Origin of the sequence: Synechococcus sp. MIT S9220 (assembly GCF_014304815.1) — a bacterium.
In the GTDB taxonomy this organism is placed as follows: domain Bacteria; phylum Cyanobacteriota; class Cyanobacteriia; order PCC-6307; family Cyanobiaceae; genus Synechococcus_C.
Genome location: NZ_CP047958.1, coordinates 515,453 through 538,668, shown reverse-complemented (window position 1 = coordinate 538,668; position 23,216 = coordinate 515,453). Strand labels below are relative to the sequence as shown.

Here is a 23,216-nt window from a genome sequence, read left to right as displayed (position 1 = left end):
CTGATGGTGAGGGGTCTGCGGCTGAAGGGAAGCAGCGTTGAACGCGTTCTGCGCTGCAACGTGCTGCAGTCTCCGCTTGCAGGAGTCAGCGACAAAATTTTTCGCGCTCTCGTCAGACGCTGGGCGCCGGATGCTCTTCTGTTCACGGAAATGGTGAACGCCACGAGTCTTGAGCTCGGCCACGGCAGAGGCAAAGTCGATGAGCTGAGTGAGGAAACGGGCCCCATCGGCGTCCAACTGTTTGATCACAGACCCGTGGCAATGGCCGATGCAGCCCGAAGAGCTGAAGACGCAGGTGCCTTCTTGATCGACATCAACATGGGCTGTCCCGTGAGAAAAATCGCCCGCAAAGGTGGCGGCAGCGGCCTGATCCGCGATCCCGATCTGGCCTGCCAAATCGTTGATTCTGTGGCTTCAGCCGTCGGCGTTCCTGTCACGGTGAAGACACGCCTGGGATGGTGCAATCAAGCCCAAATCGAAGGCTCCCATCACGCGGCAGTGGCCTGGTGCAAACAGCTGGAGAGTGCGGGCGCCACTCTGCTGACCGTGCACGGTCGGACACGGGAACAACGCTTCAGCGGATCCGCGGATTGGGAAGCGATTGCATCGGTCAAGCAGTCACTCAGCATTCCGGTGATCGCCAATGGCGACGTCAACAACCCTGACGCCGCCTTGCGCTGCCTCGAAAAGACCGGTGCCGATGGGGTGATGGTGGGGAGAGGCACCATGGGAGCGCCCTGGCTGGTGGGGCAGATCGATGCGGCGCTGACCGGTCGCGCCATTCCCCCCACTCCAAGTCCGCGGGAACGCCTGATGCTGGCCTCTGAACAACTGCAGGCCCTCGTTGACTCGCGGGGAGATCACGGCCTGCTGATCGCGCGGAAACACATGAGCTGGACCTGCACAGGATTCACAGGTGCATCCCAGTTCCGCCAGAAACTGATGCGTGCACCCACCCCTGATCAGGCACTGACACTGCTTCAACAGCAACAGGAGCAGTTGGCTTGAACTGGCTGCCACTGGTGCTGCTGGCGTGGCCCCTTTGGTTGAGGCAACAGCCTGAGCAGCAGAGCCCCATCTGGAAGCGACGCAGCCTGATTGTGCTGATCAGCCTGCTGACAGCCAGGTATCTGCACTGGCGAATCACCAGCAGCCTCAACCTGAGCACGCACCTGAGCACAGGGTTGAGCCTGTTGTTGTTGACAGCGGAAGCCTGGCTGCTGCTGTCGGGCTTATTGCCGCTATGGCTGGCCTGGCGTCGCTTCCCCGACCGTCGAAGCACGATCGACCAACTGAAAAAAAAATGGCAGAGCAGCGACTGGCGGCCGATGGTCGACATTCTCGTGCCCACCTACGGCGAACCCCTTGAGGTGCTGGAACGCAGCCTGATCGCTTGTTGTCATCAGAACTATCCGAACCATTGCGTGTGGGTACTGGATGACAGCGGCCGTGACGAAGTCAGAGAACTAGCTCTTCGGCACGGGTGCCATTACCGCCATCGACCGACTCGAACCCACGCCAAAGCCGGCAATCTCAATGACGGACTTCAGCACTGCAGCGGAGAGCTGCTGGCGGTGTTCGACGCTGACTTCATTCCGCAGAGAGACTTTCTCGAGTGCTGCATCGGCTTTCTCCAGGACCCATCGGTTGGGCTGCTTCAGACCCCGCAGACCTTCATCAATGCCGATCCAGCGATGCGGAACCTGGGCATGGAGCATTGGTTATTACCCGACGAAGAGAGCTTCTATCGATGGATCGAACCCGTCCGGGATGGCTGGGGAGCAGTGGTTTGCGCCGGCACTGCTTTTCTGGCTCGACGCAGCGCCATTGATTCAGTCGGAGGATTCAAGGAACAGGCGATCTCAGAGGATTTCGTGACGGGGCTACGGCTACGGCGCAAGGGCTGGAAACTGCTGTATCTCCAACAGAAGCTCAGTGCTGGCCTTGCAGCGGAAACAATGGCCGACTTTGTGCGTCAGCGCCAGCGCTGGGCCAATGGAACGCTGCAAAGCCTGCGACTGAGCGATGGACCACTGGGCCCAGGCGAGCTTCGTTTCGGGGAACGAATGGCCTACCTCGAAGGCGTTGTGCACTGGTTCAACAACATGCCCCGGCTGGTGCTGATGCTGATGCCACTCAGCTACGGCCTGCTTGGCACTGTTCCCATTCTGATCAGCAGCAGTGAAGCTCTCCGGCTGCTGTTGCCTCTCTGGGCCACACTTCTGCTCAGCATCGGCTGGATCAACCGCGGCTCACGCACAGCCTTGTTGAGCGAACTCACCAGCTGGGTGCTGACGGTGCCGCTGACGCTGACGGTGTTCACCAATCTGATGGGGTACATCGGTGGCTTTCGGGTGACACCAAAACACCAGAAACGCAATCGGGGCAGCTTCAGCCTCGTTCTGGTGATCCCCCTGCTGGCACTGCTGCTGCTGAACCTCATCAACCTGTTTGGATTGGTGACGACAACACCACTGGACAGCGAGATTCTCGACTCGCGGCCGCTTGGCCTGACCTGGGCGGTGATCAACCTTCTCAGCCTCTGGATTGCACTGCGCGCCTGCTGGGATCCACCCGCACGCGACCCGGCCCCATGGCAGGCCGCTTGCTTGCCAGCGGAGCTGGAAGACAGCGACGGGCAGCGGCGACCCTGTCGAATCACGGCGCTCAGCGAAAGCGGCGCTGAGCTGGATCTGGACACTCCATTGCCAGCCGAGCTGAAGATCAAGCGGCTTCGCTGGACAGACGACGTGTCGCCACTGCCAGTTGCTTGGGAACGCACTCAAGGCAATCGACTGGCGCTTCGCTGGCAAGAACTCAGCGACCAGACTCGACAACAGCTCATCCTCTGGTTGTTCTGCCGGCCAGGCTGCTGGCCGGAACGTCAGGCACCGCCTGAATGGCGAGCATTGATTGCCCTGATCAGCCGTCTGATCATCCTGCCTTCACGACGCCCGTTCCACCGCTGCCTGATGCCACAGACCCCGCCGCAGTGACACTCAACCAAGCCAGAGATCACGGGTCCCCGTGATGGCCTGAGTCGCCAGCAAAAGGGCCACGAGAACATTGACAGACACATGCAGACGGCGCATCCACAGGCGCCCGGCGATCTCTCGCTGACAGGCCATGGTCAGCAGCAGAAAAGCGAGCAGCAACAGTCCGCCCCAGGCGTGGGACTGCCAGACAGCAGGAGCAGCCAGCGCACGCTCACTCACCAGCAAAGGCTGGATCGTGATCAGCAGCAGAAACAGCCAACAGCTCCAGGAGAACAGCAGCCTCAGGGCCAGTCGTCGGGTGCGCAGAAGGGCCACAAACGACAGCACAACGCCGCACGCCTGAAGGATGACCAGCGCCCAGCTGCTGAAACCGGCGCCGGCAGCAGCCAAATCGTGACTCAAGGCAAACAGCACAGCCACGAGCAGACCAGCCGTTGCCCAACGGCCGTGATCAACATGTTCAACAGGCACTGTGGGAGCGATGGGGTTGATCTCTAGACGCCGCTCCCTGGCCAGAATTCCAAGGCGGATCGTGGCGCCGATCACCGGATACACAAACAGAATGATCAGCACCGGATGCACCAGCGCCAGCCATTGCAGGGGTGTCAGCGGTTGCAATGCGGCGATCAAGGCAATACCTCAGGCCATTGCTGACGGATGAGCAGCATTGAGAAGTAGGGCCTCACATCGTCTGGCACCGCCTGAGCCGATGCCACCCACTGATCTGGCCAACCAACCCGCTGCGCAAAGAGGGCACGATCGAGCAGCTGTTCCTGCTGCAGAGCCGCTCGCACCCAAGACCAGCGCTGCCCCAGCTTGATCAAACCCAGCACCGTGGAGGTCTTGCGAGCACTCTGCAGCAAGGCGATCAACTCGGCATGCGTTTCCGGACAGGGACGAATGAGCAAGCCCTCCTGCTGAAACGCCAAAGGGACATCGAAAAAATCTTTGGCCGCTGCTGCCGCTGCAGCACTCACCGACGTGATGCCTGGAATCAAGATGAACGGCACATCAGGGTGATGGCGCCGCAGAGCCAGTTGCACGTAGCTCCCGGTCGCGAACAGTGAGACGTCCCCCTCGCACAGCAGCACCACCCGGTTGCCGGATCTGACCTCTGCAGCCAACACATCAGCCGCCTGCCTCCAGGCTGCGATTCGTGGCTGAGATTCAGTCACCATGGGGAACAACAGAGGCAGACAACGCTGATCAGGCCGAATCCAGCGGGATGCAATCGCCAGTGCCATACCTTCAGCCCCCTCATGCGCGATGGGATGGGCAACGACATCAGCAGCTTCCAAAGCTCGAACTGCAGCAACGGTGAGCAGCTCGGGATCCCCCGGACCGACGCCCACTAACACCAGCTGATCTTGGGGACACTCGGACGTGATGGACAACGGCAATGCAAGCCAACCAGCCATCCAGCATGCTGAACAGGGTGGAAGGAGCCTTGATGCACTGCTTCAGGATTGCTTCGGGCCCATGAGCGAACTGACGCTGTATTCAGCACGGTCCAACACCATCCTGCTGAAAACCCAGGAAGGCAAGCGGATCCAGGATGTACTGAAGCAACGGGGCATTGGCTTCGAACGCTGGCCGGCGCACCATCGGCCAGATGGCAACGCCTCACCTCAACAGATCCTGGAGAACTACAAAAGCGAAATCGAACAAACGCAGGCTCGAGGGCATTACCCGAGCGTTGATGCCATCAGGGTGCTTCCTGATCATCCAGATCGCGTCTCCCTGCGCCGAAAGTTTCTGAAAGAGCACGTCCACGCAGAGGACGAAGTGCGGTTCTTTGTGGAAGGTTGCGGTCTGTTCTGCCTGCACATCGGCGATGAAGTTGTGCAGGTGCTCTGTGAAACAAACGACTGGATCAGTGTTCCTGCAGGAACACCTCACTGGTTTGACATGGGCGAAACGCCCTATTTCTGCACACTCAGGTTTTTCAACAATCCAAACGGCTGGGTCGCAGAATTCACCGGAGACCCAATCGCCGAGCGCTACCCCCGCCTCCGACCGTCTTAGACACTCAGGCCGCCAGCAACAGACGCGCGTCGACAGCAGATTTCAACGATGCGATCCGACTGGTGGGTCGTTCGGCCGCCAATGTCTGATCATCGAGCAGCATCGCGGCCTCCAGGTCGGCACAACGCCCGATCAGATCACGGACCAGTGGGTTGGACTTGAGACCATCCCATTGTTCGTCGGTGGTGCCATTCCGCAGGGCCTGCAACGAATCTGCGACAGCGATTACAGGGTCAGGCATCGACATCGCAAATTGGCTGGGTCAATTCTAGAAGTGACCCAGGGCCCATGGCGCGTCTCTTCAGACTTCTTTTGGACTCTGATTACAAACCTTCCGAGTCTGGCCCTGGCGCCACGCTCGACCAACTGAAAAAGCCTCGTCTCTATCCAGAGATCGACAGGTCATGACTGAATCAGGCATCAACTCCCACTGAATGCATGCGCACAGCCTCCGGTGCAGAGAGCTCCCCGCGTAGCGCATCCACCTCAGCCGCGGCCAGCTCTTGAAGCCGAGGCACAATCTCGTCCCTTGGATATCGGTCTGCAGATAGCACCCAGTAGAGACCGAAATGGCGGGCTTCGCTCTTCAGCAGGTCGCCATAGAGCAAGCGCAGGTCTGGATCCGGACTGTGCTCAGCCAGTAGTGCCATACGCTCATGACTTCTGGCCTCGATCAACCCGGCAACCAAAAAAGAATCGAGCATGCGCTCGGGCTCTGCCCGGCGCACCTGCTTGGCCAGCCATGCCCCATAACCGGGAGAGCGCAGCGGCTCCAGATAGCGCCCCCGGTCCTTGAGCAGCTTCAACACCCGTTCAAAGTGTTCGAGCTCTTCCCGCGCCAGCGGACTGAGGGCCTCGCCCAGGCCTGGTTCGCACAAGTAGCGGAACATCAGCTGCACTGCCGCCCCAGCCGCTTTGCGTTCGCAATGGGCATGGTCGATCAGCACTTCCATTGGCCTGGCAATGGCCTGCTCAACCCAGCGACGACTGGTGGGCGCTGCAAGCCAGCGGATGCTCGTCACCGACGAGGTGATGGTCATACGGCAGCTTGACGCAGGTGATTCAGCAGACCATCGAAGGCCAGGTCATAGCTGAAAGGCCCGAAACCACTCACCACACCAACCGCGCGATCGGCCAGAAATGAGTGATGGCGGAAGGGCTCGCGGGCATGCGTGTTGCTGAGATGAAGCTCCACGTAGGGAATGGCCACTCCCAGCAAAGCGTCACGCAAGGCGATCGACGTGTGGGTGTAGGCGCCTGCATTCACAAGAATCCCGTTCACCTCACCCATGGCCTGATGGACGCGCTCTACCAGCGCACCTTCAAAATTGCTTTGAAAACAGTCCAGCTGCACGCCTGCTGCCGTCGCACGCTGTTTCAAAGCTTGCTCAATCTGCTCGAGCGTCTGTCGTCCATAGAGACCAGGCTCTCGTTGCCCCAGCAGGTTGAGATTGGGGCCGTTGAGGAGCAGCAGGCGCATGGCCTTACGAGAATTCCTTTGAAACTCGATCGTATCGAGAACCAACGAGAGGCACAGATCGCTGAAAGGATCGCCAGGCCGACTGGTAAGTTCTTCGGGTGGTTCGGGTCGGTGCCCGAGTGGTTAATGGGGGCGGACTGTAAATCCGCTGGCTCTGCCTACGTTGGTTCAAATCCAACCCGGCCCATCCACCACAAGCCCTTGTAGCTCAGCGGTAGAGCACTCCCTTGGTAAGGGAGAGGTCTCGAGTTCAAGTCTCGACAAGGGCTTCACACAACACCCAGGCACCGGGTGTTGTGTCCAGAGGCAATCAAGGATGGATTGCCTCTCAGGACGTTTCCTCGAGGTCAGAGTTGCCTCAGCTCCCGAGCGCAGCTGGCAAGCTCGCGGTCGATGGATCGAAACGTGCCAAAGAACAACCTGGCTTGGCGATAAGACCTCAACATCGAGTGGCGACAGCCGACCAGTGCCGCTAGCACTAAAAAAAGTCTCGGCTATGGCAGCAACGCCCCTCCTTCTTGCACTGGATCAGGGCACCAGCAGCTCACGCGCCGCTCTCTTTGACCCGCGTGGATTCCCTGTTGCCAGTGCCAGCGCTCCCTTAGCCATCAGCTATCCAGCTGACGGATGGGTGGAACAGAACCCCAGGGACATCTGGGAGAGCCAGCGCCTGGCGATGGAGCGCTTGGAGAAGACCATCAGCCAAGAACAGAGGGACGCTGTGGTGGCCTGCGGAGTCACCAATCAGAGGGAAACAACGATCCTGTGGCGACGCGGCGATGGGCAGCCCTGCGGCCCCGCTTTGGTCTGGCAGGACGGCCGCACTTCCGATATCTGTCAACAGTGGAAAGAAGAAGGCCTTGAGAAGGAATGGCGAGCTCGCACCGGCCTGCTCCTCGATCCCTACTTCAGCGCCAGCAAGATTCGCTGGCTGATGCGGCATGAGGCAAGCGCTTCCAGCGCTGCCGCACATGATGATCTCTGCTTCGGCACGGTGGAGAGCTGGTTGCTGTGGAACCTCAGCGGACAAAAGCGGCACTGCTCCGACATGAGCAATGCCAGCCGCACCCTGCTGATGGACCTGAAACAACGTGAGTGGGTGGATGCGTTCTGCGAGCAGACCGGGCTGCCATTGAGTGCATTGCCGGAGCTGGTGCCCTGTCGTGGCGACTTTGGAACCATCGCATCAGGACTCCCCTTTGCAGGAGTGCCAATCCATGCCCTGCTAGGCGACCAACAAGCCGCCACACTCGGCCAGTTGTGCCTTCAACCAGGCGAAGCCAAATGCACCTACGGCACAGGTGCATTTCTGGTAGTGAATACAGGCAGCGGCATTCAACGCAGTGATGCTGGGTTGCTGAGCACTCTCGGCTGGACCGACGACCAGGGGCAGCCCACCTACTGCCTTGAGGGCAGCTTGTTCAACGCCGGCACGGTGGTGCAGTGGCTGCGGGATGGACTGGGAATCATCGAGACAGCGGCAGAAATCAACCAGTTAGCCCTCAGCGTTGCCGATGCAGGCGGAGTGATGCTTGTTCCTGCCTTCACAGGCTGGGGAACACCGCATTGGGATCCTGGAGCTAGGGGCCTTTTGATCGGATTGACCCGCGACACTGGTCGCGGCCAGATCGCCCGTGCCGCCCTTGATGGCATCGCACTCTCGGTGGCGGGACTGGTGCAGCTTGCGGAGCAGTCCATCGGCCATGGACTCGGGGAGCTGGCCGTGGATGGTGGTGCAGCCGCATCGGATCCACTGCTGCAGGCCCAGGCCGACAGCACGGGGCTGAGGGTGCGACGTCCGGCTTACCTGGAAAGCACCGCCCGTGGTGTCGCACTGTTGGCAGGAGTTCAGGCAGGACTGATCAACAACCTGAAGGATCTGGAATCCCTCCGGGGTGAGCAGGCCGACGTGTTTGAACCCTCGCTGAGTGCTGAACAACGCCAGCGTTGGATGAAGCAATGGGGCGACGCCATCTCAAGGAGCCTGCGCTGGCATGCCTGACAACTGCTTCGACCTTCTGGTAATTGGCGGCGGGGCCAGTGGAGCCTGCGTGGCCTACGAAGCGGTCTGCCGGGGGCTGAAGGTGGCCCTGCTCGAAGGCCATGACCTTGGTGGCGGCACAAGTTCGCGCAGCACCAAGCTCTTACACGGAGGTGTTCGCTATCTCGAACTGGCGTTCAAAACCGCCGACGCCGCTCAGCTTCGACTGGTCAGAGAAGCGTTGCTGGAACGTGGACATTGGCTGAAACAGGCGCCATTTCTTGCCCATCGCCTTGAACTGGCTCTGCCCACAGATGGGCTCATCGGCCAGCTGTATTACCGCCTCGGGCTCGGCATGTACGACGCCCTCTCAGGCCGTGCAGGGATCGGCAGTAGCCGGCTGCTGTCTCGGACGCTGTTGCACCAAGCGCTGCCCGCGCTGCGCAGCGATATCAGCGGAGGGGTTGCCTACAGCGATGGGCAGTTTGACGATGCCAGGCTGAACCTGCTGATGGCACTCAGCGCCGAGCAACACGGGGCGGTCGTGCGCACGCGGACACCGGTGGTGGAGCTGGAGAAAGACAGCCACGGGAAGCTGTGCGCAGCTATCAGCGAAAACGCCGATGGCCAGAGAGAGCGCTGGAAAGCCCGCGTGGTGGTCAACGCCACCGGCATTCATGCCGATGCACTGAGGCGCATGGCCGAACCCGAGTGCCAGGAACGCATGCTGACCAGTCGTGGAGTGCATCTGGTGCTGAAGCAGCGTCTCTGTCCGCAACGAATCGGCCTGCTGCTGCCCTCCACCGATGACGGCCGGGTGCTGTTCATGCTGCCCTTCTTCGGGAGCACACTGGTCGGAACAACCGACACGCCCTGCAGCCATCCGCAGGCAGCTGTGCCATCCGATCAGGAACAGAACTATCTCCTCGACTACGTGAAGCGATGGTTCCCAGGCCTCAACAGCATTGACATCGGCAGTTGCTGGGCTGGAGGAAGACCCCTGCTCAAGCCTGCCGATGCCGACATGAACAGCAGCCGTGTGGTGCGCGAGCACGAGGTGGAGACGATGCCCAGCGGGCTGGTGAGCGTGATGGGCGGCAAATGGACCACCTGCCGTCCCATGGCTCTCGACACCCTCACGGCCGTCGCGAAGCAATTGGGACAGTCACTGCCACCGGCCAAGGAACTGCCTCTCATCGGCTCAGACCGCGATCCCCTGCAAACCCCAAACCGTCTGATTGCACAACGCTCAACCCTCCAGGATCTGTTGCCGAAATCGCCGCAGCAAGCGGAACAGATCGAACATCTTGAAAGCAGTCATGGCCTCAATGCGGAAGCCCTGGTCAACAGCTGGTCAACAGCAGAGCGTGAACCTCTCAGCCCGGTGATGCCCATCTGCAGCGGAGAGCTGCGGCATGCCATTGAGACCGAAAAGGCGAGAAGCATCACGGACGTGCTGGCCAGGCGGACGCGTCTGGCCATGGTTGACCGCGACGAAGCGCAACGGTTGGCTCCAGTGGTGAATCAAATGCTTGAGCAGTGCGGCCATGGCGACAGCGCACCTCTTGAACTGAGTCACTGATCAGATTTCATTGCTCAGATTTCATTGCTCAGCGTTTACGTCCTCCACTTCACCGATCAGCCACCAGCTGAATCCATGGGCCGGCAGGTAGACAAACCAACGCTCTGAAGCAGGGGGATATTCACAACCCCAGAACACCTCACGCGTACGCACACCGCTCCAACGACTGAGGTCAAGGTGCAGCGAAGCCCCTGCTGCTGAGAGGTTGGCCGCCACCAACACCGTCATGCTGCCGTCACAGCGCACGTAGGTGATCACACCTGGGTGAGCACATTTCAACAGCTCGAAATTGCCATGTCGCAGCGCCGGCAAGAGTCGCCTGCAGGTGAGCATGCGCCGGTGCCAGTTCAGCAGTGAACCAGGCAGCTGCTTCTGCACTTCAACATTCACCACGCGATAGTCGTAGCCAGGAGCTGTGATCGGCGGCAGCACCAACAGCGGATCAGGTGCGGTGGAGAAGCCCCCGTTACGCGCGGGAGTCCAGGCCATCGGGGTGCGATTGGGATCGCGGTCACGCAATCCCGGCCAATCGCCCATGCCGAGCTCATCGCCGTAATAGAGGCAAGGCATCCCCGGCAGGCTGTACAGCAGGGCGTGAAGAACGCGGTTGGAACCCGGATCGCCATTGAGCAATGGCGCCAGGCGACGGTTAATGCCCCAGTTGAGCCAATGTCCCTGTCCTTGATGCAGTCCGGCACGGATGGTCTGGATCACCTCCTCCGGGATCAGGTGACCATCACCCAACCACAACTCATCGTGGTTACGCAGAGGCAATGCCCAGCGACAGCCACTGACAACTTGCTGTGCCTTCTCCAGACAATTGCGCAGATTTTTCACACTGCCGCTGGCGATCGCAGCAAAGAGGTGAGCGGTCAGCGCAAAGTTGTATGCACCGTGGAGCTCATCCTGCAATAAGTAAGGCGCAATTTCTTCAACGGGCTGGATCGCTTCACCCAGCAACAAAACATCCTTGCCATGGGAATCCACCCGCTGGCGAAGTCGCTGTAAAAAAGCGTGGGTTTCCGGAAGCCCCTCACAGCGTGATCCCTCCTCCTCACACAGGAAAGGCACGGCATCCAGGCGGAAACCATCGACACCACGATCAATCCAGAAATCCACCACATCCAACATCGCCTCCTGGACAAATGGATTGGCGTAGTTGAGATCGGGCTGATGGCGAAGGAAACGGTGGAGGAAGTACTGACCTGCCACCTCATCCCATTCCCAGTTCGACGACTCGAAATGGCGGAAGAGCACTGGGGCATCGGCATAACGATGCGGGTCATCACTCCACACGTAGATCTCGCGCTCAGGGCTGCCCTTGGCGGCCCATCGAGCGCGCTGAAACCAGGGATGAAGGGTGCTGGTGTGATTCATCACCAGATCCATCACCACCTTCAGCCCCTGCGCATGTGCGGCCGTTAGGAAACGATGAAACGCGGCGAGATCGCCCAGATCGGGATGGATCGCCTTGAAGTCGGTGATGTCATACCCGCCGTCATCCAGCGGTGAGGGGTAGATGGGCGTGAGCCAGATGGCTTCCACCCCAAGCCAACGCAAATAAGGAAGCCGGCTGGATAAGCCCTGCAGGTCTCCAATCCCATCACCGTTGCCATCGCGGTAACTGCGCACGATCAACTGATAGATGACGGCGCCGTTCCACCACGGCTGCTGCTGACTCATCAGGCCGTTGCCTCTGATCACGGTGTAATGGCGATCGTGCTCTGCGTCATCCCCTCATCAACGGTTGAGCTCACGAAACTGCGAGCATGACCTGCACAGACAGAACGCTCTTCTCGTCATGGTCCAGGCCAACGCTGCATACCCCTTTACCGAAACCGACCTGGACCGGCTGCGACAACCTGTGTTGGAGGGACTCACGAGGCCGGAAGCTTGGCGTCGTGAACAGCTTCAGCGCCTGCGTGAGCTCGTAACAGAACACGAGCCAGAGATTCTCGAGGCCCTTCGCCATGACCTTTCCAAACCCGATCTTGAAGGGATGGCTGAGGTTGTGACCCTGCTTCAGGAACTCAAACTCGCGGAACGGCGTCTTCGTACCTGGATGCGTCCACGCCGAGTCCGTGTGCCGCTTGTGCAGCAGCCCGGCCGGGCCGAGCTGATCCGCGAACCACTCGGATGCGTGCTGCTGATTGGCCCCTGGAATCTGCCGTTCAGTCTCACGTTATGGCCGTTAGTCAGCGCTCTTGCAGCCGGCAACACCGCCGTGATCAAACCTTCCGAACATGCCCCAGCAACAGCCGAGCTGATCGAGAGGCTGGTGCCAGAGCACTTCTCAGACCATGTGGTTCAGGTCGTCAATGGTGATGGAGCTGTTGCCGCTCAATTGGTTCGGCAACGCTTCGATCACATCTTTTTCACCGGCGGCGGACAGATCGGAGCCAAGGTGCTGGAGGGAGCCGCCGCCAACCTCACGCCCGTAACCCTGGAACTCGGAGGCAAAAACCCTGCGATCGTGCTGCCTGGGGCCGATCTTTCCATCACGGCACGCAGACTGGTCTGGGGGAAGGGATTCAATGCGGGGCAGGCCTGTATCGCACCGGATCATCTGCTTGTCCAATCCGATCTGCGTACGCCTCTGCTGCAAGCCATCGCTGAGGAACGGCTGAAGCTTTACGGCAGCGATCCACTCGAATCCGAATCCCTGGCGTGTCTGATTCACGACCGTCATTACGGCCGACTGGAGGCTTTGTTGCAAGAAGCCAAAGATGATGGTCGCTTGCTGCTCGGAGGTGAGTGCGACCCGATCAGACGCCGGATTGCACCGACGTTGATCGCTGTTCAAGACGAAAAAGATCCGCTGATGGCCGACGAACTGTTTGGACCGCTGCTGCCTGTGCTGGAGATCAACGACCTGAATGAAGCCATTCAGAGAATCCAGAAGCAGGACAAACCACTCGCGCTCTATTTATTCGGCGGCAACGATCATGATCAGGAACTCGTCCTAAACAGCACCCATTCCGGTGGTGTGTGTTTCAACGACGTCTTGATGCAATGTGGCGTCCCCGATCTGCCCTTTGGTGGCGTTGGCGCCAGCGGGATGGGAGCCCATCACGGCGAAGCGGGATTCAGAACCTTTTCCCACGAGCGCTCGGTTCTGAGGCGTCCATTCTGGCTGGATCTACCCCAGCGCTATCCGCCTTACACCCTCAAGCCAGAAACATTCCGTCGTCTCTTGAGCTGAAGGACGCGACAACAAGTTCAGAACAGCACTGGCGCTGAACGGGAGGCACCTTATCTTTCGCCCAGCCAACGCTCACGCATGCGCCGCACTCTCCTGACCGTCCTTGCCGCGATGGCTCTGACACCACTCGCCGGTCATGCCGCCAACGTGACGGTTCAGTCAGGGGAGACCCTTTCGGATATTGCGGCTCGCTACGGCGTATCGATCAACAGCCTGATGCGCCTCAACGGAATCAGGAACTCGGACCATGTGGAGGCCGGCCAGACACTGCGGCTGCCTGGGAGCGTTTCAGCAGGCAAGGGGCGTCACAACGTGCAGTCCGGTGACACCCTCAGCGGGATTGCGGCGCAATACAGAGTTGGTGAACGCCAGTTAATGGCCCTGAACGGACTGTCGAGTGCTGACCATGTTGAGATCGGTCAGACCCTGAAGCTGCCCAGCAACGCGGTGCTTCCTCAGGCCAAGCCCAAACCCACGGCCAAGCCGGTGCCGATTCGGGCCAAACCCAATGCCATCTCCCACACCGTGGCCCGCGGCCAGACTCTCAGCCAGATCGCTAAGGCCTACGACATCCCGCTCACCTCGTTGGTGAGCATCAATGCGATTGAAAACCCTAATCAGGTCAATATCGGAACCCAGCTGATGCTGCGCTCCACCGAAAGCATCAGCAACACATCAACAGCCACATCCAAGGCCACAACACCTGTTGAGCAACAACCATTGCTGACCGAAAGCCAGCCCGATCAGCAGGAGCCAGCACAAGTCCAACCCAAGCCCGAAAGCATCAAGACGTCTGCTGCCAAGCCGGCGACTGTCAAACCAACGGCTGTGAAAACCAGTGCGGTGAAGCCCAAAGTTGTCAAACCTGTCACCACTGCCAAGGCGACCCAAGCAACAACGACAACAAGCGTGCAGCCGAAGCCAGCCTCTTGGCGGAACTATGGCCCCCTTCAAGTCGACTGGGGAAACTGGCAGTCGATGGGTGGAAGCGAAGTAGCTCCGACACTGAACAGCGATGGACAGTCGCTCTATGTGGCGGTGAACTGCTCCGCCAAAAAAATCAATGCCACTGGCGCCAACGGGAAGTGGAAAAACTGGATTGCACCCCAGTCGGAATTCGAGAAGGCTCTCGTGAAGGATCGCTGCACGGCAGCAAAGGGTTGAACGCGGCTTAAGCGGCGTAGTGCAAAGGCCAGGGCTGACGCAAAAAGCGACGGCCACTTTCCTTTAGATACAGACGCTGGCTGCCGTCATCGGTTTCATGGATCAACTCCTCCTGAACCAGCCGCCGCGTCAGCCATCCCCAGTGCGCCGAACGACCCTCTTCAGCATTGAGTCGTTCACTGAGTCTGCGGGAATCTGTGCCGTGAACCTCCGCGAGCAACTCCAGAACAGCCGTGGCCTGGTCAGACCAGTCCTTACTTGAGGTACTGGAAAGACAGCGGTCACAGCGGCCACAGGGAGGGACTAGTTCACCGACGGACAGCAGCAGAGCTTGTTCTCTGCAGGTTTCTCCCTCTGCCACAGCTTCCATACGGCGCAACTGCTGCTGCGCCAGTTCAATTCGACGCGATTCTTCGGCGGCATCGCTGGCGGATGACCGGCGCAGAGCGCTCTGCATCGCCCATCCCAGACTGGTTCGATCTCTCGGCGAGAACAGCACCAGGCAGTGAGCTGGCTTGCCATCACGCCCTGCACGACCTGACTCCTGCAGATAGCCCTCCGGCGTGCTCGGGAGATCCAGATGCAAAACCAGACCGACGTCCGATCGGTCCACCCCCATACCAAACGCCACCGTGGCCACCAACACAGGGTCCTGCGCTCCCAGGAAATGCTCCAGCGCTCGATGTCGAACTTCAGGTTCAAGACCGGCGTGATAGGCGATGGCCTGAATCCCGTTGGCACAGAGTCGCTCTGTCCAACGCTCCACCGAAACACGGGTGCGGGCGTAAATCAAACAAGCGCCACGGGCATTCTCCAAGGCATCAACCACATCCTGCAAAGGATCACCAACCCGGCGGCGCATGGCGTAGTGGAGGTTGTGACGTCGGGCCGATCCGACCTGGATCAGCGGCCGCCTGAGATGCAGAAGGCGAAGAATATCTGCTCTGACCCGAGGGGCTGCCGTAGCACTGAGAGCCACCAGAGGAACCCCTGGGCAAAGGGCACGCAGCTCACCCAGCCGGCGGTAATCAGGACGGAAGTCATGGCCCCAAGCGCTGATGCAGTGAGCCTCATCGACAGCGAGCGCCACCAGCTGTCCTGTAGCAGCGTGCTCCTGCAGAACAGAACGGGTGGCTTCACCCTGAAGACGCTCCGGAGCGAGATACAACAGCCGCAAGGATCCGTCGCTGAGCTGCGAAAGCGTCTGTCGCCGCTGAACTGGATCAATTCCTCCATGAAGACAGGCTGCTGCGATGCCTCGACGTCTCAACTGGAGAACCTGATCCTCCATCAGAGCTACCAAAGGCGAGATCACCACGACGAGACCTGATCTCACCAGAGCGGGCAACTGAAAACACAGTGACTTGCCACCACCAGTCGGCAGCACCGCCAGGCAGTCCTGCCCCTGCAACAGGCATTCCACAACAGGACGCTGCCCTGGCCGGAACTCAGACCAGCCGTAATGACGCTTGAGCGCATCCAGCAGCAGGTCCAAAGCACTCCACAGATGGTGTGCCCAGCCTATCGAGCCCCAGATCTAGGGGAGCGGAGGAGGATCCAGCTGATCCGGTGATTCCTCAACCAGCTGGAGTCGCACCCGCTTACCCCCAGCCAACTCACCTAAAGACACCCGAAGCGTCGCGCCGCTGAGACTCTGCAGCGCCGAGAGCACATCCCGGAGATACGGAGTACTGCTGCCACTTTCTACCCAAAGCCGTTCCTGCAAACCACCCAGTCGTCGCCAGGACGTGTGCAGCTTGAGCACTGCCGATTCCAGGGACTGAGCCTGACCGACTGCATCAGCCAGCAATCCCAGTGCATCCAGCCTCTGGGCTTCCTGCATGGCCTTCTCCAGATCAAGCTCACCCTGCTGAAAGGCACGGACGGCAACACTGGATTCTGTCGCCTTGGTGATCCAGCGCGCGGTGTGGGTCACATCCTTGATGCGGTCAAGCTCAGGCTCATCGCGCAGCACCTTGCGCAAATCATCCTGCTGTGGCTCCGGCAGCTTGGCCAGCTCACGCACCAGCGGCGCAACCACTTTTGGGGGCAGCAGATTCTCCTGGGTGCGTTGCCGAATTTCCTCTGGCAGCAGAGGACTGGTGGCAGCCATGAACTCATCCGTCAGCCGTCGGACCTGCTTGCGGGTGATCTCCTGCCCTTCATTGGCAGCTTCAGAGATCATCAGCTGCACCTCCGGAGCCGCCTGTGCGGTTTCCATGAAGGCGCGTTTGGAAAACTGATTGACGCTGGTCTCCTCGAGCACCCCCTCGCCCAACATCTCCTGCGCCGACTCCGCAAGCTGGATCAATCCGTAGGCCCGGGTTTTGCTGATCTCCCGCTCCCTGAGCCACTGCAGGAATCCGGCGCCACGTCCTTCTCCACCCCTCTTTTCACGGTCACGAACGGCCTTGAGGATCTTTCCACGCCAGATTTCGGTCTGCAGATCGAACTTGTCACAGACAGCCCAGGCCTGTTCCAAGCGAGCCAGAAACTCCATCGTGCTGATGTCGTCCTGATCAGGATCTGGCAGATCGAGCTCCAGAACTGGAGTTTCCATGTTCGTTGGCAGCAAGGCAGGCAGCAGTCCGGAGGCTGGATGCTGGCATGGCGCAGTGCCGGCAAAGAGCTGATCAGGGCGACATTGTGTGACGCAACAGCACTCCAGGGAAAGACCTAGAGATACGCTCAATGTGCTTTTAGTTGCTACGAAGCGATGGCGATCTCCCGCGGTGACATGGTGCGGATCAAGCGCCCTGAGTCCTTCTGGTTCAACGATGTGGGCAAGGTCGCCTCAATCGACACGTCCGGCATCCGCTACCCGGTCGTGGTCAGGTTCGAACAGGTCAACTACAACGGCCTGCAGGGTTCAGACGGTGGCATCAACACCAACAACTTCGCGCTCGACGAACTCGAGCCGGCCTAACTCCCTTGCCGGAACTTCCGGAAGTTGAGACGGTTCGTCGGGGACTGGCGAACCGTCTTCAATCGTTTGTGATTCAAGAAGCCGAAATCCTCCGTGAGAGAGCCGTGGCAAGCCCTGGGGGCGCGACAGCTTTTTGCCGTGGTCTTGCAGGCCAGACCGTTGGCGAGTGGCGGCGACGCGGCAAATATTTGATTGCTCAGCTCTTGAATCCCAGCACTGGCGAGCCCAGTGGCTGCTGGGGAGTGCATCTGCGCATGACCGGCCAGTTCCAGTGGCACGAAGAACCCACAGAACCTTGCCAGCACACAAGGGCGCGCTTCTGGAATGCCAGGGAGCAGGAGCTGCGTTTCGTCGACGTACGTAGCTTTGGCGAGATGTGGTGGGTTCCGCAAGGAACAGCCACCGAATCCGTCATCACCGGATTGAAGCGACTAGGACCCGAACCCTTCAGCGAAGAATTCAATGCCGGTTATTTGCAAAAGAAGCTGAAAGGATCAACACGCTCGATCAAGGCAGCCCTGCTGGACCAATCACTGGTGGCAGGCGCAGGCAATATCTATGCCGACGAAAGCTTGTTTGCAGCGGGCATTGCACCCCAAACACCAGCAGGCAGGCTCAACCGCAAACAACTGGAACACGTGTGCGACAGCCTTGTGCATGTGCTCGAGATCAGCATCGGCGTTGGTGGCACAACATTCAGCGATTTCCGAGACCTTGAAGGCGTCAACGGCAATTACGGAGGACAAGCCGCGGTGTATCGACGCACCGGGCAACCGTGTTTGAACTGTGGCACTGCCATTGATCGGGTGAAACTTGCCGGCCGTAGCACCCATTGGTGCCCCACCTGCCAATCCTGAATCTCGGGTGCGATAGGACGGAGACGCATGGAACGCGGGAGGAGCGAAGGCGTTGGTTCAGGCTGCTGAAGAACTCTCAGCCACGATGAAACTGCTGCATCGCAGGGGTTGGTGCGATGGCACTGGAGGCAATTTCAGCGTTGTGGTGGCGCATGAACCTCTGCGATTGTTGATGGCCCCCAGCGGAGTCGACAAGGGTTCAGTCCAACCCGAAGAACTGATCGAAGTGAATAGCAGCGGTGACGTCACCCGAGGAGCAGGCAAAGCGAGTGCAGAAACCCTGCTGCATCTGCGCATCATTGACTGTTGCGGAGCCGGGGCCGTGCTGCATACCCACTCCCTATCAGGAACGCTGCTGTCGAAAACGGAGCTGGAGCGAGGCAAGGTGACTCTTGAGGGCTGGGAGATGTTGAAGGGACTGAAGGGAGTCACCACCCATGACACCAGTGTCAACGTACCGATCATTGCCAACAATCAGGATCTACAGGCACTGAGCGAAGCAGCTGCCGAACGATTAAGTGAAGCTCCCCAAGGGCTGCTGGTTTCAGGCCATGGCCTCTACGCCTGGGGCGACAACCTGAAAGAAGCTCGTCGTCATACCGAAATCCTCGAATTTCTCTTGGAACTCAGCTGGAGACAATCACTCATGCGGAGCCAACAATGATTCGGGCCATCCTGCTGGATATCGAAGGAACAACCTGCCCTGTCGATTTTGTTAGCCAGACGCTGTTTCCTTTCGCGCAGAAGAATCTGAATGCAGCATTGATGAACAGATCAAACGATGCTGAGATTGATGCATTAGTGGATGAAGCCATCAATGAATGGCTGGCCGATTTGGATCCAACCAGCCAAACAATGCTGAGCCAGACCACTCAAAAGCCTCCATCCACAAAGGAGGTGGAAGAGTACTTACAGCACCTGATTCAATCAGACAGAAAGTCGACGGCTCTTAAGGAATTACAAGGCATCATCTGGAAGCAAGGCTACTTATCAGGGGAGCTGATATCACCCCTATTCAGCGATGTATGCAAACAACTCGATCACTGGAAACGCAAGGAAATCACGCTTGCCGTGTACTCATCTGGCAGCATTCAGGCCCAGAAACTTCTCTACGCCCATACAAGCAAAGGAGACCTCACGGATCGCTTTGACCACTGGTTTGACACACGCACAGGCCCCAAACTTGCCCATCAGAGCTACACAGTCATTGCGCAAAAACTAGGCATTCAATCGAACCAAGTGCTGTTTATCAGCGATCACCCAGGCGAATGCGATGCAGCCTGGCAGTCAGGCATGAACACTGTGTTCTGCCTGCGTGAAGGCAATCCACATCAAGACCCTGGCGAGCACGCAGTCGTACAACAACTTTGCGATATCGATCTCGAGAAGATCAATGCAGCGCACAACAACCAGCGCTGAATTGAACCTGACAACAACAAAACGCGCCAGGGCACAAAAAAAGCCACCCCTCAAGGGTGGCTTTCTTCGCATCACATGCGTGATAGAAATGTTTTACCTGGCATCGAGCTATTTTCTCAGGGGGCTACCCCCCAAATATCGTCGCCGCTGCTGCGTTTCACAACCGAGTTCGAGATGGATCGGAGTGGTTCCACAACGCTATGGACACCAGGATAGAAAACATTCCCAAGGTTGAACCCTGAGAACTGCATAGGACATCACCAACAACTTTCATCGTTGATCATGCGTCTGAATCGAATAAATCATCGCCTCAGGCAAGAACCAAATCATGGTCAAGCCCTCGGTCTATTAGTACTCCTCCGCTGCATCCATTACTGGACTTCGACGTAGAGCCTATCAACGGGTGTTCTTCCCGTGACCTTACTGGGTTACCCCATGGGAATACTCATCTTGAGGTGGGCTTCCCACTTAGATGCTTTCAGCGGTTATCCACTCCGCACATGGCTACCCAGCGTTTACCGTTGGCACGATAACTGGTACACCAGAGGTGCGTTCCTCCCGGTCCTCTCGTACTAGGGAGAAATCCTCTCAATATTCCTACGCATACACCGGATATGGACCGAACTGTCTCACGACGTTCTGAACCCAGCTCGCGTACCGCTTTAATGGGCGAACAGCCCAACCCTTGGGACCGACTTCAGCCCCAGGTTGCGATGAGCCGACATCGAGGTGCCAAACCTCCCCGTCGATGTGAACTCTTGGGGGAGATCAGCCTGTTATCCCTAGAGTAACTTTTATCCGTTGAGCGACGGCCCTTCCACTCAGAACCGTCGGATCACTAAAACCGACTTTCGTCCCTGTTCGACTTGTAGGTCTCACAGTCAAGCTTCCTTCTGCTTTTGCACTCGTCAGCTGATTTCCAACCAGCCTGAGGAAACCTTTGTGCGCCTCCGTTACCTTTTAGGAGGCGACCGCCCCAGTCAAACTGCCCACCTGATACTGTCCGCTCCCCGGATAACGGGTGAACGTTAGAACCCTAGCTCTGAAAGAGTGGTATCTCACCATTGACTCCCTAGTACCCACGAGCACTAGATCAACGTCTCCCACCTATCCTGCGCATTCAGAGCCCGGGCACAATACCAAGCTACAGTAAAGCTTCATAGGGTCTTTCTGTCCGGGTGTATGTAGTCCGCATCTTCACAGACAATTCTATTTCGCCGAGCCTCTCTCCGAGACAGCGCCCTGATCGTTACGCCTTTCGTGCGGGTCGGAACTTACCCGACAAGGAATTTCGCTACCTTAGGACCGTTATAGTTACGGCCGCCGTTCACCGGGGCTTCAGTCGCCAGCTTCGCTTACGCTGACCGGCTTCCTTAACCTTCCGGCACTGGGCAGGCGTCAGCCCCCATACATCGTCTTGCGACTTAGCGGAGACCTGTGTTTTTGGTAAACAGTCGCCAGGGCCTTTTCACTGCGACCACCTTGCGGTGGCACCCCTTCTCCCGAAGTTACGGGGCTAATTTGCCGAGTTCCTTAGAGAGAGTTACCTCGCGCACCTCGGTATTCTCTACCACCCCACCTGTGTCGGTTTCGGGTACTGGCAGTTATGCCTTAACGGGTATAGAGCTTTTCTTGGAAGCATGACATCACCGACTTCGCTGCCGTAGCAGCTCGTACTCACGCCTCAGCTCGGAACGTTTTCGCCGCTCCTCATAGCCTCGAACGCTTGAACCAGTAACCAACGTCTGGCTCGGCTAGCCTTCTCCGTCCCTCTTCCCAAAACATAACCGGTACAGGAATGTTGACCTGTTATCCATCGACTACGCCTTTCGGCCTGACCTTAGGACCAGACTAACCCTCCGCGGACGAGCCTGCCGGAGGAACCCTTAGGGTTTCGGTGCATGGGATTCTCACCCATGTTTTCGCTACTCAAGCCGACATTCTCACTTCCATGCAGTCCACGCCCGCTCACGCTAACGCTTCGCCCCACATAGAACGCTCCCCTACCATAAATCCGCAGCTTCGGTACAACGCTTAGCCCCGTTCATTTTCGGCGCAGGATCGCTCGACCAGTGAGCTATTACGCACTCCTTTGAGGATGGCTGCTTCTAGGCAAACCTCCTGGTTGTCTGGGCAATCCCACCTCCTTTATCACTTAGCGTTGATTTGGGGACCTTAGCTGGCGGTCTGGGCTGTTTCCCTCTCGACCATGGAGCTTATCCCCCACAGTCTGACTGCCTCGCTACACACAGGGTATTCAGAGTTCATCTCGATTTGGTACCGCTCTCGCAGCCCGCACCGAAATGGTGGCTTTACCCCCCTGCTGGAGCACGAGACGCTACGCCTCAACGTATTTCGGGGAGAACCAGCTAGCTCCGGGTTCGATTGGCATTTCACCGCTAACCACAGCTCATCCAGTGACTTTTCAACGTCAGTTGGTTGGGACCTCCACTTGGTATCACCCAAGCTTCATCCTGGCCATGGTTAGATCACCCGGGTTCGGGTCTATAAATACTGACAAACGCCCTATTCAGACTCGCTTTCGCTATGGCTCCACCATTTCCGGTTTAACCCGCCAGTACCTATAAGTCGCCGGCTCATTCTTCAACAGGCACACGGTCACCCGATAAGTCGGGCTCCCATTGCTTGTAAGCTCACGGTTTCATGTTCTATTTCACTCCCCTCCCGGGGTTCTTTTCACCTTTCCCTCGCGGTACTGTTTCGCTATCGGTCACACAGTAGTACTTAGCCTTACGAGGTGGTCCTCGCGGATTCACACGGAATTTCACGTGCTCCGTGCTACTCGGGATACAGCTAGGTCAGTTCAGTTTTCGTGTACGGGGCTTTCACCTTCTTTGGCGTGTCTTTCAAACACTTCCACTAACATCCCTTTTCCACATTGCTGTCCCACAACCCCGATGGTCGAAACCATCGGTTTAGGCTCTTCCCCGTTCGCTCGCCGCTACTCAGGGAGTCGTTTTTACTTTCCTTTCCTCCAGCTACTAAGATGTTTCAGTTCGCTGGGTTGGCTCGTGCCAGCCTATGGATTCAGCTGGCCGTTCTAAGGGTTGCCCCATTCGGAAATTCCCGGATCAAAGCGTGTTTCCAGCTCCCCGAGACTTATCGCAGGTAACCACGTCCTTCATCGCCTCTGTGTGCCAAGGTATCCGCCGTGAGCTCTTTGTAGCTTGACCATTTAATCTCCAAAACGCTTGCTGTCGTTGAAACAGATTCTGAACGATTCATTGCTGAATCAATCATCAAACTCCCAATTGCTCGACACAATTAGAAGAACGTTATGGAGTCTCGGCTCTTGCTCAAGAATTGACATCATCCTAAAAAAGAATGATGCATCCATGAGAGATGCTTTATTCTTACAGACTTTTTCCTATGCAGTTGTCAAGGTTCTGCTAGACATCAAACTGCTTAAACAGTTCGAGCCCAGCATCTTATCAACCAAAAGATCATGATAATTCACGTCATTTCGGAATGACAGGAAGCTGGGGTCATGCCAGCGGACACATCTAAATCACATCACATTCGAGTTCACCTTCCATCATTCAGAAGATGGAGATTGAGTTCGA

Annotated in this window: 19 protein-coding genes, 2 tRNA genes and 2 rRNA genes; 13 read left to right on the top strand and 10 right to left on the bottom strand. The window is 58.2% G+C overall.

The annotated features are described in order from the left end of the window. Positions 1-3 precede the first annotated feature (3 nt). Both dusB and SynMITS9220_RS02760 read left to right on the top strand, forming a co-directional pair. On the top strand, positions 4-1,008 hold the full coding sequence (dusB, locus tag SynMITS9220_RS02765) for a tRNA dihydrouridine synthase DusB (RefSeq protein ID WP_186991789.1): 1,005 nt from the start codon (positions 4-6) through the stop codon (positions 1,006-1,008). Further along, positions 1,005-2,996 (top strand): glycosyltransferase, encoded by a 1,992-nt coding sequence (locus tag SynMITS9220_RS02760; RefSeq protein ID WP_186990540.1) that lies wholly within the window; start codon positions 1,005-1,007, stop codon positions 2,994-2,996. Before dusB ends, SynMITS9220_RS02760 begins: the two co-directional genes overlap by 4 nt. 3 nt (positions 2,997-2,999) lie before the next feature. Here SynMITS9220_RS02760 and SynMITS9220_RS02755 read toward each other — a convergent pair whose 3' ends face one another. Next, entirely contained in the window at positions 3,000-3,632 is a 633-nt protein-coding gene (locus SynMITS9220_RS02755) for a DUF4079 domain-containing protein (RefSeq protein WP_370594387.1), read from the bottom strand. After that, positions 3,623-4,414 (bottom strand): precorrin-2 C(20)-methyltransferase, encoded by a 792-nt coding sequence (gene cobI / locus SynMITS9220_RS02750; RefSeq protein WP_186990538.1) that lies wholly within the window; start codon positions 4,412-4,414, stop codon positions 3,623-3,625. The genes SynMITS9220_RS02755 and cobI overlap by 10 nt, the downstream gene beginning before the upstream one ends. Before the next feature lie 61 nt (positions 4,415-4,475). Between cobI and SynMITS9220_RS02745 the strand changes: the two genes are divergently transcribed. Then, entirely contained in the window at positions 4,476-5,021 is a 546-nt protein-coding gene (locus tag SynMITS9220_RS02745; protein WP_186990536.1) for an acireductone dioxygenase, read from the top strand. 4 nt (positions 5,022-5,025) lie between these two features. Here SynMITS9220_RS02745 and SynMITS9220_RS02740 read toward each other — a convergent pair whose 3' ends face one another. The 3 genes from SynMITS9220_RS02740 to aroQ form a co-directional block, all read right to left on the bottom strand. Further along, positions 5,026-5,262 carry a hypothetical protein gene (locus SynMITS9220_RS02740; protein WP_186990534.1) on the bottom strand — a complete coding sequence of 79 codons (237 nt, stop codon included), beginning with the start codon at positions 5,260-5,262 and terminating at the stop codon, positions 5,026-5,028. Between the two features lie 172 nt (positions 5,263-5,434). Next, complete coding sequence (locus SynMITS9220_RS02735; protein WP_186990532.1) at positions 5,435-6,061, bottom strand: tRNA-(ms[2]io[6]A)-hydroxylase; 627 nt, start codon at positions 6,059-6,061, stop codon at positions 5,435-5,437. Beyond that, a complete protein-coding gene (gene aroQ, locus SynMITS9220_RS02730) occupies positions 6,058-6,501 on the bottom strand; it encodes a type II 3-dehydroquinate dehydratase (protein ID WP_186990530.1) in 444 nt (147 codons plus the stop codon). Before aroQ ends, SynMITS9220_RS02735 begins: the two co-directional genes overlap by 4 nt. Positions 6,502-6,606: 105 nt before the next feature. Here aroQ and SynMITS9220_RS02725 point away from each other — a divergent pair. The 4 genes from SynMITS9220_RS02725 (at position 6,607) to SynMITS9220_RS02710 (ending at position 10,064) form a co-directional block, all read left to right on the top strand. Next, a tRNA-Tyr gene (locus tag SynMITS9220_RS02725) sits at positions 6,607-6,688 on the top strand. A gap of 10 nt (positions 6,689-6,698) precedes the next feature. Next, a tRNA-Thr gene (locus tag SynMITS9220_RS02720) sits at positions 6,699-6,770 on the top strand. Between the two features lie 227 nt (positions 6,771-6,997). Beyond that, the gene (glpK, locus tag SynMITS9220_RS02715) at positions 6,998-8,503 is read left to right on the top strand and encodes a glycerol kinase GlpK (protein ID WP_186991785.1); all 1,506 of its coding nucleotides are present in this window, start codon (positions 6,998-7,000) and stop codon (positions 8,501-8,503) included. After that, the gene (locus tag SynMITS9220_RS02710; protein ID WP_186990528.1) at positions 8,496-10,064 is read left to right on the top strand and encodes a glycerol-3-phosphate dehydrogenase/oxidase; all 1,569 of its coding nucleotides are present in this window, start codon (positions 8,496-8,498) and stop codon (positions 10,062-10,064) included. The genes glpK and SynMITS9220_RS02710 overlap by 8 nt, the downstream gene beginning before the upstream one ends. Before the next feature lie 21 nt (positions 10,065-10,085). Here the strand turns inward: SynMITS9220_RS02710 and SynMITS9220_RS02705 are convergent, their stop codons facing one another. Then, on the bottom strand, positions 10,086-11,747 hold the full coding sequence (locus tag SynMITS9220_RS02705) for an alpha-amylase family protein (RefSeq protein WP_186990526.1): 1,662 nt from the start codon (positions 11,745-11,747) through the stop codon (positions 10,086-10,088). Positions 11,748-11,865: 118 nt separating this feature from the next. Here SynMITS9220_RS02705 and SynMITS9220_RS02700 point away from each other — a divergent pair, with 118 nt between their 5' ends. Together SynMITS9220_RS02700 and SynMITS9220_RS02695 are read left to right on the top strand one after the other, a co-directional pair. After that, positions 11,866-13,266 (top strand): aldehyde dehydrogenase family protein, encoded by a 1,401-nt coding sequence (locus SynMITS9220_RS02700; protein WP_186990524.1) that lies wholly within the window; start codon positions 11,866-11,868, stop codon positions 13,264-13,266. A gap of 78 nt (positions 13,267-13,344) precedes the next feature. Further along, entirely contained in the window at positions 13,345-14,430 is a 1,086-nt protein-coding gene (locus SynMITS9220_RS02695; RefSeq protein WP_186990523.1) for a LysM peptidoglycan-binding domain-containing protein, read from the top strand. Between the two features lie 7 nt (positions 14,431-14,437). Here SynMITS9220_RS02695 and SynMITS9220_RS02690 read toward each other — a convergent pair whose 3' ends face one another. Next, positions 14,438-15,925: an ATP-dependent DNA helicase RecQ gene (locus SynMITS9220_RS02690; protein WP_186990521.1), complete on the bottom strand. Its 1,488-nt coding sequence runs from the start codon at positions 15,923-15,925 to the stop codon at positions 14,438-14,440. Between the two features lie 42 nt (positions 15,926-15,967). After that, positions 15,968-16,990 carry a hypothetical protein gene (locus SynMITS9220_RS02685; protein ID WP_067093881.1) on the bottom strand — a complete coding sequence of 341 codons (1,023 nt, stop codon included), beginning with the start codon at positions 16,988-16,990 and terminating at the stop codon, positions 15,968-15,970. A gap of 156 nt (positions 16,991-17,146) precedes the next feature. Here SynMITS9220_RS02685 and SynMITS9220_RS02680 point away from each other — a divergent pair, with 156 nt between their 5' ends. Genes SynMITS9220_RS02680 through mtnC form a run of 4 tightly spaced genes read left to right on the top strand, consistent with a single transcriptional unit; the run spans position 17,147 to position 19,632 of the window. Beyond that, positions 17,147-17,356 (top strand): photosystem I reaction center subunit IV, encoded by a 210-nt coding sequence (locus SynMITS9220_RS02680; protein ID WP_066912053.1) that lies wholly within the window; start codon positions 17,147-17,149, stop codon positions 17,354-17,356. A 5-nt stretch (positions 17,357-17,361) separates the two neighbouring features. Beyond that, on the top strand, positions 17,362-18,213 hold the full coding sequence (locus tag SynMITS9220_RS02675) for a DNA-formamidopyrimidine glycosylase (RefSeq protein WP_186990519.1): 852 nt from the start codon (positions 17,362-17,364) through the stop codon (positions 18,211-18,213). 52 nt (positions 18,214-18,265) lie between these two features. Beyond that, positions 18,266-18,877, top strand: coding sequence for a methylthioribulose 1-phosphate dehydratase (gene mtnB, locus SynMITS9220_RS02670; protein WP_255483191.1), 612 nt, complete (start codon positions 18,266-18,268; stop codon positions 18,875-18,877). Further along, a complete protein-coding gene (mtnC, locus tag SynMITS9220_RS02665; protein WP_186990517.1) occupies positions 18,874-19,632 on the top strand; it encodes an acireductone synthase in 759 nt (252 codons plus the stop codon). The genes mtnB and mtnC overlap by 4 nt, the downstream gene beginning before the upstream one ends. A 95-nt stretch (positions 19,633-19,727) precedes the next feature. Here mtnC and rrf read toward each other — a convergent pair. Further along, positions 19,728-19,844: ribosomal RNA gene (rrf, locus tag SynMITS9220_RS02660) — 5S ribosomal RNA — on the bottom strand. A 116-nt stretch (positions 19,845-19,960) separates the two neighbouring features. After that, positions 19,961-22,826, bottom strand: a 23S ribosomal RNA gene (locus SynMITS9220_RS02655). Positions 22,827-23,216 lie beyond the last annotated feature (390 nt).